The sequence below is a fragment of the Leifsonia sp. NPDC058194 genome, assembly GCF_042883605.1.
GTDB lineage: Bacteria > Actinomycetota > Actinomycetes > Actinomycetales > Microbacteriaceae > Leifsonia.
In genome coordinates this window covers 1-13,531 of sequence record NZ_JBHVVL010000004.1, presented here as the reverse complement: position 1 = coordinate 13,531, position 13,531 = coordinate 1, and the positions used below count along the sequence as shown (strand labels likewise).

Sequence of the window (13,531 nt, the reverse complement as noted above, 5' to 3'; positions counted from 1 at the left end):
GCGCGTGCGGGTGGCGCCGAGCGATGGCCGGAGTCCAGGCTACTCGCCGCGGAGGTACCAGCCGCGCCCGTCGTCGTCCGGGTCGCCGTCGCCGGGCTGCGCCGCCGGGTCGTCGCGGAGCGCCTGCAGCACGTCCTCGACGTCGATGACGGGCGCGGCGCCGGCCTGCGTCAGAGCGTTGTCGACGGCCGAGCGCACGAGGGAGCTGAGGAACGAGCCCGGGTTCTCGACGCCGATGTCGCGCAGGAGGCCGGTGGACTGCTCCACGATCGAGCGGGAGAACGAGGTCGCGGTCGCGATGGCCTCCGCGTAGGCGGGACGGTCCTTCTCGGCGACGACGACCGGCTCGCCGCCCATCTCGACGACCAGGGCCTGCGCGATCGGGAGCACGGCAGTGGCCGCGGTGACGGCGAACCACGACTCGGCCAGACGCGCCAGGTCGAGGCTGGTGCCGGTGAAGTCGAGGGCGGGGTGCACGGCGAGCGGGATCGCTCCGGCCGCCGCCGCCGGCCGCAGCACGTCGACGCCGAACCCCGGAGCGGTGTGCAGCACGATCTGTCCCGGCTGCCAAGTGCCGGTCGCGGCGAGACCGGCGACGAGATCCGGGAGCTCCCGGTCGGGCACCGCCAGGATCACCAGTTCGCTGCGCTCGACCAGGACCGGAACTTCGAGCACGGGGGCCTGCGGGAGCATCGCCTCCGCGCGCTCCCGGCTCGCGGCGGAGACCGCGGAGATGCCCACGACCGCGTGCCCCGCCCCGGCGAGCGCAGCGCCGAAGACCGGGCCGACGCGTCCCGCACCCACGATTCCGAGGCCGAGGCGGCCCGAGCGCTGGATCGGGCTCATGCGGACTCCCCCCATCGGTGGCTGCGATCCGAGCGGCCCGCAGCGATCGCGTCGGCCGACGCCCGCTCGAAGAGCCGGATGCCCTCGGTCGCGTCCATCGCCGCCAGCCGCGGGTGCACCGGGCCCGACACGGTGTGGAAGTCCACCTCGGCCAGACCGAGCAGGCGATCGATCGGGCCCTGCTCGAGCTTGATGCTCTGCAGGCGGGCCAGCGGCACGATCACGAGCTGACGCCAGACGAATCCGTGCCGGAGCAGCACGGCGCCGTCGACGCTGGTGTAGCCGGTGCGCTGCCATGAGAACGGGCGCAGCCAGATCGCCCGCCGCGGGCTGCCCGTCCACTCGTCGCGTCCGCGGGAGGTCATCCCGGCGCGGACGAGGTCCCGGTGCTCCTCGGTGGCGAGACCGGGCAGGATGAGCGCCAGCACACGCTCCACGTCCGTCGCGTCGCCCACCGGGAGCGTCGTCGTATTCGCCTGTCCCGCCGCGCCCTTCTCGTGCGAGTGCCCGGCGGTGTTGATGCGGATCTGCCACCAGCCGAACGGCCGCCACAGGATCGGCTGAAGCACCTGGACGGCGTGGATGCGCCCGGGGGGCAGCGTCTCGTTGCTGGTGCTGAGCAGTCCGAAACCGACGCGCACCCCGTCCGGGGTCCCCGCGATCGAGTACCGCAGCGATTTCGTGAAGCGGTTGATGTAGAAGCTCGCGGAGCCGATGAGGCCGGGCAGCACGATGAGCGCGAGCCACAGCCAGCCGGTCGCGGCGCCGATGGCCGTCAGTGCGACAACGACGACCACGAACACGGTGAAGCCGCTCATCAGCAGCGATCCGAGCAGCCGCAGCGGCGGGATCTTCACCACCGACTCCGGCGGGGCGGCGGAGGGGTCGAGCTCCGGAGCGAGGAACTCGTTCACGCGGCGGTTCAGGAGGTCGCCGACGGCGGCGGTGCGGGAGGCGGAGGCGACGTCCGGCGCGGTGGCGCCGCGTGCCGCATCCGCCGCGTTCTCCCCGGCCGCCGCCTGCGCCTCCGCGGCGCGCACACCGGAGGCGAGGCGGAGCACGTCCGACCGCAGGCCGTCGGCGAGCGACGACCCGAGGTACGCGAGCTGCAGGTTGGCGTCGTGGCCGGCGGCCGTGATGTCGAGCTTCGCCGCTCCGAAGAGCCGCGCGATGAGCGGCCGCACCACGTTGATGCCCTGGATGCGGTCGAGGCGGGCCTTGCGCTGCGTGCGGAACAGGATGCCGCTGCGCACCTCCACCGTGTCGCCGGTGATCCGGAAGGTGTGCATCCGCCACGACAGGTAGAAGGCGCCGAGGCAGAGGAGCAGCACCACGGCGACGCCGAGCAGGGCCCAGCCCTCCCAGCCACGGTTGTAGATCTCGTCGAGCGGGTCGCCGCCGTAGTCCGGGGCGCCGACGAAGAAGCCGACGAGCCGTTCGCGAAGGTTGGAGAGCACGAAGCCGAGCACGGCGATGAAGACGATGCCGCCGCGCAGCAACGGGGTCGCGGGATGCAGCCGGTGCCACTCGCCGTCCGTGAACCGCTCGGCCGCGCGCTCGACGGTCGAGAGCGGGCCACCGGGCAGCGGTTCGGTCACAGCCCGGCCCGCCGGCTCTCGGCCAGGTCGACCAGACGGTCGCGCAGCTCGGCCGCGTCGGCCTCGGGCAGCCCGGGGACCACGACGCCGGTCGAGGCGGCGGCCGTCACGAACTTCAGGTCAGCGAGGCCGAGCATCCGCCCCACCGGTCCCCGGTTGATGTCGATGAGCTGCATGCGGCCGTACGGCACGGAGACGAACCGCTGGTACATGATCCCGCGGCGGAAGAGGAGGTCGTCCTGCCGCTCGAGGTAGCCGATCGAGCGGGCGCGCCGCGGTGCGATGATCAGGGCGACGATGGTGATGACGCCGATCGCGATCAGGGCGATCCACGCGAGCGACCAGCCGGCGACCAGCCAGAGGAAGGTCGCGATGGCACCTGCCACCACGCCGCTGATCAGCGTCCCGACGATCACCACCACCACGTACTTGGGCGAGACACGGCGCCAGTCCCCGACGTTCAGGTCGATACGGGCTCGGGAGGGCTCAGCGGGGGTCGACATGGGCGGTCTCCGAGTCGTCGGCGTCGTCGTCTTCGGGCGGGAGGCTGCAGAAGCTCTCGGCGATGAGACCGGCGACGAGCAGCACCACGGCGCCCGCCGTCGCCAGGACGGTCAGCAGGATCGCGCTGCCCGTCGGGAGCACATCGCGGCTCAGGAGGTAGGCGAGGAGACCGATGCCCGCGCCGGTCAGCAGCGCACCGCTGAGCCCGCACGCCTTGGCGAGCACGACGATCCGGGTGGCCTGGAACGGGTCGATGCGGCGCGAGCTGCGGCCGCGCACGGCCCGCCGGATCGGCACGGCGAAGGCGACGATGATCGCGGCCACCGCGACGAGGGTGATCGGCAGGGTGAGCGGCGGGATGAAGACGGCCATGCCCGTGGCCGACGCCCCGAGCTCGCCGAGGAAGCCGACGACGAGACCGACGATCCCGAGGCCGATCAGCGAGGTGGGACGGGTGCGGTTCATCGGTCGCCCTCCTCCGGGTCGAGTGCTTCGGCCGGGTCGAGTGCCTCGGCGCCGTACGGCGTCACCGGATCCGTCGCCTGCGCCGCCAGGGCGGCCACCGGCCCGTACCCGGCGAGCACGGCGCCCGGGTCGACGTCGAGCCACGGCACCAGGACGAAGGCGCGCTCGTGGGCCCGCGGGTGCGGGAGGGTCACGCGCTCGTCGTCCGAGACGACGCCGTCGTAGTCGACGATGTCGATGTCGATGGTCCGATCGCCCCAGCGCTCGGCCCGCAGCCGGCCCAGGGCGTCCTCGATGCGGTTCACGGCGGCGAGGAGGGCCAGCGGGTCGAGGACGGTGTCGATGCGTGCCACCGCGTTGAGGTAGGTGGGGGCCTCCTCGTCGATGCCGTCGAGCTTCAGGGCGGGCGTCTCGTAGAGCCGCGACACGGCCTCCACACGGACGCCCGGCTCGGCGCGGAGGGCGTCGAGGGCCGTGCGGATGGTCGCGGCGCGATCGCCGAGGTTGCTGCCGAACGCCAGCACGGCCGGCGAGCCGATGCGCATGCGCTGCGGTCGTGCCGCCCCCGGGGTCATGAGCGGCCCCGCACGATGCGGACGGCCACGTCGGCGAACGGCACGGAGATCGGCGCATCCGGCTTGTGGACGGTGACCTCGACGGAGCGGACCGGCGGATGGGCGAGCACCACGCCCGCGATGCGCTCGGCGACGGTCTCGATCAGGTCCACCGGGTCGCGCTGGACCGCCGCCACGACCTCTTCGGCCAGCACACCGTAGTGGACCGTCTGCGTGAGGTCGTCCATCGCCGCCGAACGCGCGAGGTCGAGGTGCGCCGTCACGTCGATCACGAAGTCCTGCCCGTTCTCGCGCTCGAAGTCGAAGACGCCGTGGTGGGCGCGCACGCGCACCCCGGTCAGGATGATCGCGTCGGCCGCCTCGGTGCTAGTCATCGCGTCCAGCTTGCCACGCCCGCACGACATCCAGGGCGAGTCGCGTCGAAACGACGTCGTGGACCCGCACCGCCCACGCTCCCGCCTGCGCCGCAAGGGCGGAGATGACGGCGGTCGGCGCGTCCCGGTCGGCGACCGGCGCGCCCTCCGGCAGCAGCGCGCCGAGGAACCGTTTGCGGGAGGCGCCGATGAGGACCGGATACCCGAGCGTCTCGATCTCCTGGAGCCCCGCGAGCACCTGCCAGTTGTGCTCGCCGGTCTTGGAGAACCCGAGGCCCGGGTCGAGGATCAGCTTCGCCGGGTCGATCCCGCGGTCGAGCAGGTCGGTGATGCGCGCGGAGAGCTCGGCACGCACCTCCTGCACCGTGTGGGTGTAGACCGCGAGCGAATCGGACGAGTCGAGGCGTCCGCGCCAGTGCATGAGTACGTACTGCAGGCCGGTGGCGAGCACGGCATCCGGCATGCCGGAATCGGCGAGGCCGCCCGAGACGTCGTTGATGATCGCCGCGCCCACGTCGGCGGCTGCGCGAGCGGTGGACGCGTTGAGCGTGTCGACGCTGACGGTCACCCCGCGCGAGACGAGGGCGTCGATGACGGGCACCACGCGGGCGCGCTCCTCGTCGGGCTCGACCCTGAGGGCACCCGGCCGGGTGGACTCGCCGCCCACGTCGATGATGTCGGCGCCCTGCTCGATCAGCTCGAGAGCGTGGTCGACGGCCGCCTCCGGCTCGAGCCAGAGGCCGCCGTCGCTGAACGAGTCCGGCGTCACATTGAGGACGCCCATGATGAGGGTCACGCCGGGCCGCGCCCGATGAGCGCCATGAGCTCGGCGCGGGCCACCGGATCGGTGAAGGCGCCGCGGGAGGCGACCGTCACCGTCGTCGCGGCCGTCTGACGCGGACCGCGGGTGGTGACGCACGCGTGCGAGGCGTCGAGCACGACGAGCACGCCGCGCGCACCGGCGCCGCGCTCGATCGCGTCGGCGATCTGCTCGGACAGCCGCTCCTGGATCTGCGGGCGGGCGGCCAGGGCATCGATGACCCGGGGGATGCGGCCGAGCCCCACCACCGACTCCCCCGGGAGGTAGGCCACATGGGCGACCCCGAGGAACGGCAGGAGGTGGTGCTCGCACACCGAGCGGAAGGCGATGTCGCGCAGCAGCACGGTCTCGGCGCGGTCCGACTCCAACGGCACGGGTTCGCCGAGCTCCGCCGCGGCGTCGACGCCGAGCCCGGAGAAGAACTCGGCGTAGGCGTCGGCGACGCGGGAGGGGGTGGAGACGAGGCCCGGACGCGACGGATCCTCGCCGATGGCGGCGAGGATCTCGGCGACGGCCGCCTCGATGCGTGCGCGATCGAAACCGGTCATGCGGTTACGCGACTAGGCGGTCGCCGGCCGCGGCTTGATCGCCGGCGAGCGCTTCGGCTTCGACGTCGGCTCGGAGTCGACGCCTCCGTCCACGGCTCCCGCGTCGATCGGCGCCTTGGCCTTCGGGAAGTCGATCGGCGGGACGTCGGAGATCGGCCGCTTGTCGCTCGAGAGCCACTGCGGACGCTCCGGGAGCTTCTCGACATCGCTGAAGATCTCGGCGATCTGGTTGTGATCCAGGGTCTCCTGCTCCAGCAGCGACGCGGCCAGACGGTCGAGGATCGCCCGGTTGTTGTTGAGCACCTCCCACGCCTCGTCGTGCGCCTTCTCGATGAGCTCGCGCACCTCGGCGTCGACCCGCTCGGCGATCCGCTCGGAGTAGTCGCGCTGGTGGCCCATGTCGCGGCCGAGGAACATCTCGCCGTTCGCCTGGCCGAGCTTGACCGAGCCGATGTCGGCGCTCATGCCGTACTCGGTGACCATCTTGCGGGCGATGGAGGTCGCCTTCTCGATGTCGTTCGAGGCTCCGGTGGTCGGGTCGTGGAAGACGATCTCCTCCGCGACGCGGCCGCCCATCGCGTACGTCAGCTGGTCGAGCAGCTCGTTGCGGGTGACGGAGTACTTGTCCTCCAGCGGCATGACCATGGTGTAGCCCAGGGCGCGACCGCGCGGCAGGATGGTGATCTTGGTCACCGGGTCGGTGTGGCGCATCGCGGCGGCGGCGAGGGCGTGGCCGCCCTCGTGGTACGCGGTGATGAGCTTCTCCTGGTCCTTCATGACGCGGGTCCGCTTCTGCGGTCCGGCGATCACGCGGTCCACGGCCTCGTCGAGCGCGCGGTTGTCGATGAGCTGGGCGTTCGAGCGGGCGGTGAGGAGCGCGGCCTCGTTGAGGACGTTGGCCAGGTCGGCGCCGGTGAAGCCCGGCGTCTTGCGGGCCAGAACCTCGAGGTCGACCGACGCCGCCAGCGGCTTGCCGCGGCCGTGCACCTCGAGGATCTTCTTGCGGCCCTGCATGTCGGGCGCATCCACGCCGATCTGCCGGTCGAAGCGGCCCGGGCGCAGCAGCGCGGGGTCGAGGATGTCGGGACGGTTGGTCGCCGCGATCAGGATGACGTTGGTCTTCGGGTCGAAGCCGTCCATCTCGACGAGCAGCTGGTTGAGCGTCTGCTCGCGCTCGTCGTGTCCGCCGCCGAGGCCGGCGCCACGGTGACGACCGACGGCGTCGATCTCGTCGATGAAGATGATGGCCGGCGAGTTCTCCTTCGCCTGCTGGAACAGGTCGCGCACGCGGCTCGCGCCGACGCCCACGAACATCTCGACGAAGTCCGAACCCGAGATGGAGTAGAAGGGCACGCCCGCCTCACCCGCGACGGCGCGGGCCAGCAGGGTCTTGCCGGTGCCGGGAGGGCCGTACAGCAGGACACCCTTCGGGATGCGGGCGCCGACCGCCTGGAACTTGGCCGGCTCCTTGAGGAAGTCCTTGATCTCCTCGAGCTCCTCGATGGCCTCGTCCGATCCGGCGACGTCGTCGAAGGTGACCTTCGGCGTCTCCTTGGTGACCATCTTCGCCCGGGACTTGCCGAACTGCATGACCTTGTTGCCGCCGCCCTGCATGCCCGAGATCATGATCCAGAAGAACACGCCGATCAGGAGCGCCGGGATCAGGAAGCCGAGGATGTTGACGAGCCAGTTCGGCTGCGGCACCTCGTCGTCGTAGCCCTTCGGCAGGTTCGCGTCGTCGACCGCCTTCACGACGTCGGCGCCGCGCGGGGTGACGTAGTAGAACTGCACCTGCGTGCCCAGGGAGCCGTCGGCCTCCTTGAGCGTCAGGTCGACGCGGTTCTCACCGTCGACGATCTTCGCGCTCGAGACCTTGTCGTCCGAGAGCAGCTCCAGACCCTTCTGGGTCGAGACGCCCTTGAACCCCGACATCGTGATCAGGCTCGAGCCGATCCACACGGCGATGATCGCAAGCACGACGTAGAGAATCGGGCCGCGGAAGATCTTCTTGACGTTCATGGTGCGACCACAGTACCGCTTCGCCTCTGTGGGTCGGCTGCGTGTTCGCTCTGGGCGCGCAGTACGTCGCTCCGCCGCAACACGCCCGGGATCGCACCACCGTCGCGCAGCAGAACGCCGAGGGGGCGAATCGTCTGCCCCCTCGGCGTTCTCACGTGCACATTCCGCCGCGTCAGCTGTAGACGGAGGGGGCGAGGATGCCCACCCCGCGCAGCGTGCGGTAGCGCTCGTCGTAGTCGAGGCCGTAGCCGACCACGAACTGGTTCGGGATGTCGAAGCCGACGTACTTGACGTCGATCTCGACGCGCGCCGCGTCGGGCTTGCGCAGCAGGGTGAAGATCTCGATCGACTCGGGGCCACGGCTGTGCAGGTTCGCCAGCAGCCACGACAGGGTGAGGCCCGAGTCGATGATGTCCTCGACGATGAGCACGGTCTTGCCGCTCAGGTCGGTGTCGAGGTCTTTCAGGATGCGGACGACGCCGCTCGACTGCGTTCCGCTGCCGTACGAGCTGACGGCCATCCAGTCCATCGTGACCGGGAGCTTCAGCTCGCGCGAGAAGTCGGCCATCACCATGACGGCGCCCTTCAGCACGCCTATCAGCAGCACATCTTTGCCTGCGTAGTCGCGCTCCACCTCGCGTGAGAGCTCGGCGATGCGGGAGCGGATCTGCTCCTCGGTGATCAGAATCTCGGTCAGGTCGTTCGCGACGTCCGTGAGTTCCATGGGGAGGGTGCTGTCCTTAGCTGTTGGGGTGAAACGTGAGCAGCCCGTTCTGCCTCACAACTCTAACGCCTGGCAGGCTGAGCGGACCCTGGCCGTGCCAGTCCGTGATGAGCTCGGCGACGGCCAGCGTGTGCGCCCTCGTGAGGGAGACGCCGAACTCGGCCGAGACCACGAGCCGGATGATGCGCTGCCGGAGGGCGGGAGGGTCGGCGGCCAGCCCGCGGACGTCCAGGGCGACCGCGCCGTCGTCGGTCTGGCTGACGAGCTCCAGCGCCCATTCGAGGGCGAGGCCGTCGAGCGCCTCGTCGTCTTCGCGCAACTGCTCGGCCGTGCGGGCGAGCGCCTCGGCGACGCCCGGGCCGAGCTCGCGCTCCAGCACGGGCAGCACCTGATGGCGCACGCGCACCCGGGTGAAGACGGGATCGTCGTTGTGCGGGTCGTCCCACGCCTCCAGCCCGGAATCGTTGCAGAACGCGCGCGTCGCCTCCCGGCGCAGGCCGAGGAAGGGGCGCAGCACGGCACCCGTGTCCGTCAGCATCCCCTGCAGGCTCCCGGGGCCCGACCCGCGGGCGAGGCCGAGCAGCACCGTCTCGGCCTGGTCGTCGAGGGTGTGGCCGAGCAGGATGCGCTCGGCACCCGTGTGCGCCCGCGCGCGATCGAATGCCTCGTGCCGGGCGGTGCGGGCCGCATTCTCGGGGCCTCCGCCACCGCCGACGGTCACGCGCTCGATCAGGACGGGGTCGAGCCCCAGCTCCCGCGCCTGCGCCGCCGCGCGTTGGGAGACCGCCGCACTCCCCTCCTGCAGGCCGTGGTCGACGATGACAGCCCCCGCCCGGTAGCCGGCACGCGGAGCCTCGAAGGCCACCGCTGCCGCGAGCGCCAGCGAGTCCGCTCCTCCACTCAGGCCGACCAGCACGAGGGCGCCCGCGGAGAGGGGGTGCGGACGCCGCGGCCCGTGGTCGTCGTGCGGATCCGGGGCCGGCAGTGCCGCCGCCGCGGCGAGGGCGGTACGGACGGCGCGACGGGCGTCCGCGATCGGAGGCGTGAGCCGGGGGCGACGCTCAGGGGAACCGTTGACGTGCATCCAGTAACGTTATTGCAGTCTTTCCGAGAGCTAAGGAGAACGGCACATGGCCGCATACGACGTCGTCATCGAGATCCCCAAGGGGAGCCGCAACAAGTACGAGGTGGATCACGAGACGGGCCGGGTCTACCTGGACCGCGTGCTCTTCACGAGCTTCGTCTACCCGACGGACTACGGCTACTTCGAGAACACCCTCGGACTGGACGGCGACCCGGTCGACGCGCTCGTCCTGCTCGAGTACCCGGCCTTCCCGGGCGTGGGCGTCAAGGTCCGCCCGGTGGGCGTGCTGAACATGAGCGACGAGGCGGGCAGCGATGCCAAGGTCGTCGTCGTTCCCGCGAAGGACCCGCGCTGGACGCACATCCAGGACATCACCGACGTGCCGGAGCAGACCCGCAAGGAGATCGAGCACTTCTTCGCCCGCTACAAGGACCTCGAGCCGGGCAAGTTCGTCAACATCGAGGGATGGGGCGACGCCGCCGAGGCCGAGAAGATCGTCGAGGCCGGCTTCGAGAAGCTCAAGGCCGAGGGCCACTGAGCGCAGCCGCCTGAGCGCAGCCACGCAGAGCATACGAGAAACGCTCCCGATCGAGACGATCGGGAGCGTTTCTCGTATGCCGACGGGCGGTCAGGCCGAAGGGCGGGCCACCTGGTACCAGGGCGAGCCCCAGACCGACTGGATCTTGACGACGTCGCCCTCGGTCGGAGCGGCGATCATCTGCCCGCCGCCGATGTAGATGCCCACGTGGTAGAAGTCGCCGGGACCGCTGCCCCAGAAGATCAGGTCACCGGCCTGTTTCGCTCCGTAGGAGACGAGCTGCCCCCTGTTGCGCGCGGTGTAGTACTGGTCATTGACCGAGTGGGCGCCGATGTACACACCCGCGTAGGCGTACGCCTTCATCGTGAGGCCGGAGCAGTCCCACGTGTTCGGTCCTGCGCCGCCGAGCACGTACGGCTTGCCGCGCTGCGCGTAGGCGAAGTTGAGCGCGGTCTGCACGATGTTTCCGTTCGGCGGAGCAACCGTGCCCCCGCCTCCACCCGACGACGAGCCGCCTCCCGACGAGGACCCTCCGCCGCCGCCCGAACTCGCCGGGGGCTGGGCGGCGGCAGCCGCCGCCTCGGCCGCCTTGCGCTGTGCCTCGGCCGCCGCCGCGGCAGCCGCCTTCACCTGCTCGCCCTGCAGGTACGCCGCCTCCACCTGGGCGGAGGTGTTCTTCAGCGTCGCCAGCTGGGCCACGAGCTCGGTCGACTTGCTCTGCTGGGTCGCGAGAGCCGCCTGCGCGGCGTTCTGCGCAGACTCGGCCGCGGCGAGGGCGGTGTCCGCCTGGGTGGCGAGGTCCTGGCGGGCCGATTTCGCCGAGGTGGCCTGCGCCTTCAGCGACTCGGCCGCGTTCTTGTCTTTCGTCGCCTGGTCGTAGACGGCCTTGGACTGCTCGGTGAGCTTGCTCATCGTGCCGAGCTGGAACAGGAGCTTGTCGGCCTCCGTACCCGCCCCTCCCCCGTTGAGCATGAGCTGGCTCGTGACGTCGCCGCCGCCGGACTTCGCCAGGTGGGAGGCGAGGAGACCGGCGCGCATCTGCGAGGTCTTGGCCTTGTCGGCTGCGGCGGTCGCCTGCTTCTGGAGGTCTGTCTCCTTGGCCGTCGCCGTGTCGAGCGCGATCTTCGCCTCGAGGTAGGCCTCCGCCGCCTTGGCGGATTCGATGCGGGCGGCATCGACGCTCGTCTGCAGAGAGCCGATGAGCGAGGTGAGGTTGGCGACCATCGCCTGCTGGTTCGCGACGCTCGATTTGGCCTGCTGCACGTCGTTCCACGACGGGTAGTCGACCGCCTGCGCGGGGGTGACGATGCCGATCGATGCGGTGACGGCGCCCATGACGCCGGCACCGATCGCCAGTCCGGTCCTGGTGCGCGACGACCGGTCGGTGGTCGCAGTCTTGTCGTTCTCAGCCAAGGGGAGCCTGCCTGTCTCTCATGAACGGGATGCCGTCGATCTTCTCGTCGTTGATGCGCACCTCGTAGTGGAGGTGGCATCCCGTGGACGCTCCGGTCGTGCCGACGCGTGCGATCGGCTGACCGGCGCTCACGGACTGGCCGATGCCGACCAGGATGCCGCCGTTGCGGATGTGTGCGTAGCCGGTCTTGATGCTGCCGCCGTTGTCGATCAGCACGAAGTTGCCGTACGAGCCGTTGGGGCCCGCATAGATCACGGTGCCGCCGTATGCGGCGTAGATCGGCGCGTTGCACGACGCACCGATGTCGATGCCCATGTGGTAGGTGCTACCGACGCCGCCGGGCGACGGCCGCGAGCCGAAGCCGTCGGTGATGGGTCCGGCGGCCGGGACCGCCCACCCCTGGGGACCGACGTAGCCTCCGGGGAGCCCGCCCGAGCCGCGGGCCGCCGCTGCCGCTGCCGCTGCTGCGACTCCGGCCTCGTAGCCGGCCACCGTCTTCGAGGCGGTGTCGGTCAGTGCGGCGAGCTGCGCCTGCATCACGACGATCTGCTTCTGCTGCTCGGCGAGCTTGTCCTGAGCGGTCTTCGCGGCCTCGATGGCCGCCTGCATCGCGGCCTGCGCCGCGACCTGCAGCTTCGCCCGCTCCGCCTTGGCGACGTCGGCCTGGTCTGACAGTGCGTTCGCTGTGTTCTGCGCGGCCTTCGCATCGGCATAGACCCGGTTCGACTGCTCGGCCAGCTTGGACATGCTGCCCAGATCGGAGAGGAGCTTGTCGGGGTTCGTGCCCGAGGCGCCGTTGCCGCTCAGGAAGAGGTTGGCGGTGAGGTTGCGCCCACCGGTGCGGTAGAGCTGCGCGGCGACCTTGCCGGCCTGCGTACTGGCGTCGTCGGCCTTCTTCTGGCTCGCCGCCGCCTGGCTCTCGAAGTTCTTCGCCTCCATGTCGGCCTTATCGAACTTCGCCTCGGCGATCTGGAGCTCTTCGCCGCGCTTCTCGGCTTCGGCCTGCGTCGCGGCGACCTCGCCCTTCAGCTGCGAGATCAGGCCGTTGATCTTGTCCACCTGGGCGGAGGCGCTCGCCTGGTTGGCCTTGGCGTTCTGGACGTCCTGCCAGCTGGGGTAGTTGTCCGCGTAGGCGGGGGCGACGGAACCGATGACCGCCAGGGCGGCGACGGCGGCAGCGGCGATCCCGGTGCGCAGCACCCTCGAGCGCCGCCTGGGGACCTTCTCCCCGAATCCACTCGTCTCGCGTCTCATCGCCACCTCGAACCCGCTTCGCTCACGTATCGGTCTTCGTCTCGTTCGTCACACCAGTCGCACGGGTATCGCTAGTCAACTCGTGCAACTTTACCAACATGCGCCCGAGATGCCCAGGGTCGGTGGGCTGCTGCAGGGGTCGGCGGCGCGTGACTCACGCGGACGGCGGGGGGAGCCGTCGCTCGCAATCTACCCACGACGACCCGCCCGACCCGGGCATTTCCGTGGGGCGTCGCCCGATCGGATCCTCCGCGCGCGCGTGCACTTCTAGGCCTGACCCGCCCGGGATGCAACCCCGATTGGCAATCCGCAAACATCTTCCGTATGCTTATGCGTCGGTGGTCGTCGAGAAACGAAAGTGGATCGAGACAACCCGGCCCCATCGTTTAGTGGCCTAGGACACCGCCCTTTCACGGCGGCAGCACGGGTTCGAATCCCGTTGGGGTCACCCGTCCTCGCAAGCGGTGGACGTCGAATACAATGAAGAATGAAAACTGAATACACCAAGTAAGGCCCTGTAGCGCAGTTGGTTAGCGTGCCGCCCTGTCACGGCGGAGGTCGCGGGTTCAAGTCCCGTCAGGGTCGCCATGGCGACTAGCCCTTCCCTCGGAAGGGCTTTCGTCTATCACCGCCTCGGCGGTGAGGCTCTGTAGCTCAGTTGGTAGAGCGTTCGACTGAAAATCGAAAGGTCACCGGATCGATGCCGGTCGGAGCCACCAGACTTCTCCCCTACTCTCGTCTACGAGGTAGGGGTTTTGTCATCTCGGG

Annotated in this window: 14 protein-coding genes and 3 tRNA genes; 4 read left to right on the top strand and 13 right to left on the bottom strand. The window is 70.4% G+C overall.

Annotation, left to right across the window (positions count from 1 at the left end; all coding sequences use genetic code 11):
* Nucleotides 1–39: 39 nt before the first annotated feature.
* The 11 genes from ACFVU2_RS15000 to tilS all read right to left on the bottom strand — a co-directional run bounded on the left by ACFVU2_RS15000 (nucleotide 40) and on the right by tilS (nucleotide 9,557).
* Nucleotides 40–846 (bottom strand): Rossmann-like and DUF2520 domain-containing protein, encoded by an 807-nt coding sequence (locus tag ACFVU2_RS15000; RefSeq protein ID WP_387875812.1) that lies wholly within the window; start codon nucleotides 844–846, stop codon nucleotides 40–42.
* Nucleotides 843–2,444 carry a PH domain-containing protein gene (locus ACFVU2_RS14995; protein WP_387875810.1) on the bottom strand — a complete coding sequence of 534 codons (1,602 nt, stop codon included), beginning with the start codon at nucleotides 2,442–2,444 and terminating at the stop codon, nucleotides 843–845. The genes ACFVU2_RS15000 and ACFVU2_RS14995 overlap by 4 nt, the downstream gene beginning before the upstream one ends.
* Nucleotides 2,441–2,947 (bottom strand): PH domain-containing protein, encoded by a 507-nt coding sequence (locus tag ACFVU2_RS14990; protein WP_387875808.1) that lies wholly within the window; start codon nucleotides 2,945–2,947, stop codon nucleotides 2,441–2,443. The genes ACFVU2_RS14995 and ACFVU2_RS14990 overlap by 4 nt, the downstream gene beginning before the upstream one ends.
* Nucleotides 2,931–3,413, bottom strand: a complete 483-nt coding sequence (locus ACFVU2_RS14985; RefSeq protein WP_387875806.1) for a DUF3180 domain-containing protein — start codon at nucleotides 3,411–3,413, stop codon at nucleotides 2,931–2,933. Before ACFVU2_RS14985 ends, ACFVU2_RS14990 begins: the two co-directional genes overlap by 17 nt.
* Nucleotides 3,410–3,988: a 2-amino-4-hydroxy-6-hydroxymethyldihydropteridine diphosphokinase gene (folK, locus tag ACFVU2_RS14980; protein WP_387875804.1), complete on the bottom strand. Its 579-nt coding sequence runs from the start codon at nucleotides 3,986–3,988 to the stop codon at nucleotides 3,410–3,412. Before folK ends, ACFVU2_RS14985 begins: the two co-directional genes overlap by 4 nt.
* On the bottom strand, nucleotides 3,985–4,362 hold the full coding sequence (gene folB / locus ACFVU2_RS14975) for a dihydroneopterin aldolase (RefSeq protein ID WP_387875802.1): 378 nt from the start codon (nucleotides 4,360–4,362) through the stop codon (nucleotides 3,985–3,987). The genes folK and folB overlap by 4 nt, the downstream gene beginning before the upstream one ends.
* The gene (folP, locus tag ACFVU2_RS14970; protein ID WP_387875800.1) at nucleotides 4,355–5,158 is read right to left on the bottom strand and encodes a dihydropteroate synthase; all 804 of its coding nucleotides are present in this window, start codon (nucleotides 5,156–5,158) and stop codon (nucleotides 4,355–4,357) included. The genes folB and folP overlap by 8 nt, the downstream gene beginning before the upstream one ends.
* Nucleotides 5,155–5,730 (bottom strand): GTP cyclohydrolase I FolE, encoded by a 576-nt coding sequence (folE, locus tag ACFVU2_RS14965; RefSeq protein WP_387875798.1) that lies wholly within the window; start codon nucleotides 5,728–5,730, stop codon nucleotides 5,155–5,157. The genes folP and folE overlap by 4 nt, the downstream gene beginning before the upstream one ends.
* Before the next feature lie 12 nt (nucleotides 5,731–5,742).
* Nucleotides 5,743–7,749 carry an ATP-dependent zinc metalloprotease FtsH gene (gene ftsH / locus ACFVU2_RS14960; protein ID WP_387875795.1) on the bottom strand — a complete coding sequence of 669 codons (2,007 nt, stop codon included), beginning with the start codon at nucleotides 7,747–7,749 and terminating at the stop codon, nucleotides 5,743–5,745.
* Between the two features lie 172 nt (nucleotides 7,750–7,921).
* Nucleotides 7,922–8,473 (bottom strand): hypoxanthine phosphoribosyltransferase, encoded by a 552-nt coding sequence (gene hpt / locus ACFVU2_RS14955; protein WP_387875792.1) that lies wholly within the window; start codon nucleotides 8,471–8,473, stop codon nucleotides 7,922–7,924.
* Nucleotides 8,474–8,489: 16 nt separating this feature from the next.
* Nucleotides 8,490–9,557 carry a tRNA lysidine(34) synthetase TilS gene (gene tilS / locus ACFVU2_RS14950; RefSeq protein WP_387875790.1) on the bottom strand — a complete coding sequence of 356 codons (1,068 nt, stop codon included), beginning with the start codon at nucleotides 9,555–9,557 and terminating at the stop codon, nucleotides 8,490–8,492.
* Nucleotides 9,558–9,603: 46 nt separating this feature from the next.
* On the opposite strand from tilS, the gene ACFVU2_RS14945 reads away from it, so the two are divergent.
* A complete protein-coding gene (locus tag ACFVU2_RS14945) occupies nucleotides 9,604–10,095 on the top strand; it encodes an inorganic diphosphatase (protein WP_387875789.1) in 492 nt (163 codons plus the stop codon).
* Between the two features lie 90 nt (nucleotides 10,096–10,185).
* On the opposite strand, the gene ACFVU2_RS14940 is transcribed toward ACFVU2_RS14945, so the two are convergent.
* Both ACFVU2_RS14940 and ACFVU2_RS14935 read right to left on the bottom strand, forming a co-directional pair.
* On the bottom strand, nucleotides 10,186–11,508 hold the full coding sequence (locus ACFVU2_RS14940; RefSeq protein WP_387875787.1) for a C40 family peptidase: 1,323 nt from the start codon (nucleotides 11,506–11,508) through the stop codon (nucleotides 10,186–10,188).
* Nucleotides 11,501–12,763, bottom strand: coding sequence for a peptidoglycan DD-metalloendopeptidase family protein (locus ACFVU2_RS14935; RefSeq protein ID WP_387875785.1), 1,263 nt, complete (start codon nucleotides 12,761–12,763; stop codon nucleotides 11,501–11,503). Before ACFVU2_RS14935 ends, ACFVU2_RS14940 begins: the two co-directional genes overlap by 8 nt.
* 375 nt (nucleotides 12,764–13,138) lie before the next feature.
* Between ACFVU2_RS14935 and ACFVU2_RS14930 the strand changes: the two genes are divergently transcribed.
* The 3 genes from ACFVU2_RS14930 to ACFVU2_RS14920 all read left to right on the top strand — a co-directional run bounded on the left by ACFVU2_RS14930 (nucleotide 13,139) and on the right by ACFVU2_RS14920 (nucleotide 13,482).
* Nucleotides 13,139–13,211: transfer RNA gene (locus ACFVU2_RS14930), tRNA-Glu, on the top strand.
* Nucleotides 13,212–13,274: 63 nt separating this feature from the next.
* Nucleotides 13,275–13,351, top strand: a tRNA-Asp gene (locus ACFVU2_RS14925).
* A 55-nt stretch (nucleotides 13,352–13,406) separates the two neighbouring features.
* Nucleotides 13,407–13,482 (top strand) — tRNA-Phe (locus tag ACFVU2_RS14920).
* Nucleotides 13,483–13,531: the final 49 nt, after the last annotated feature.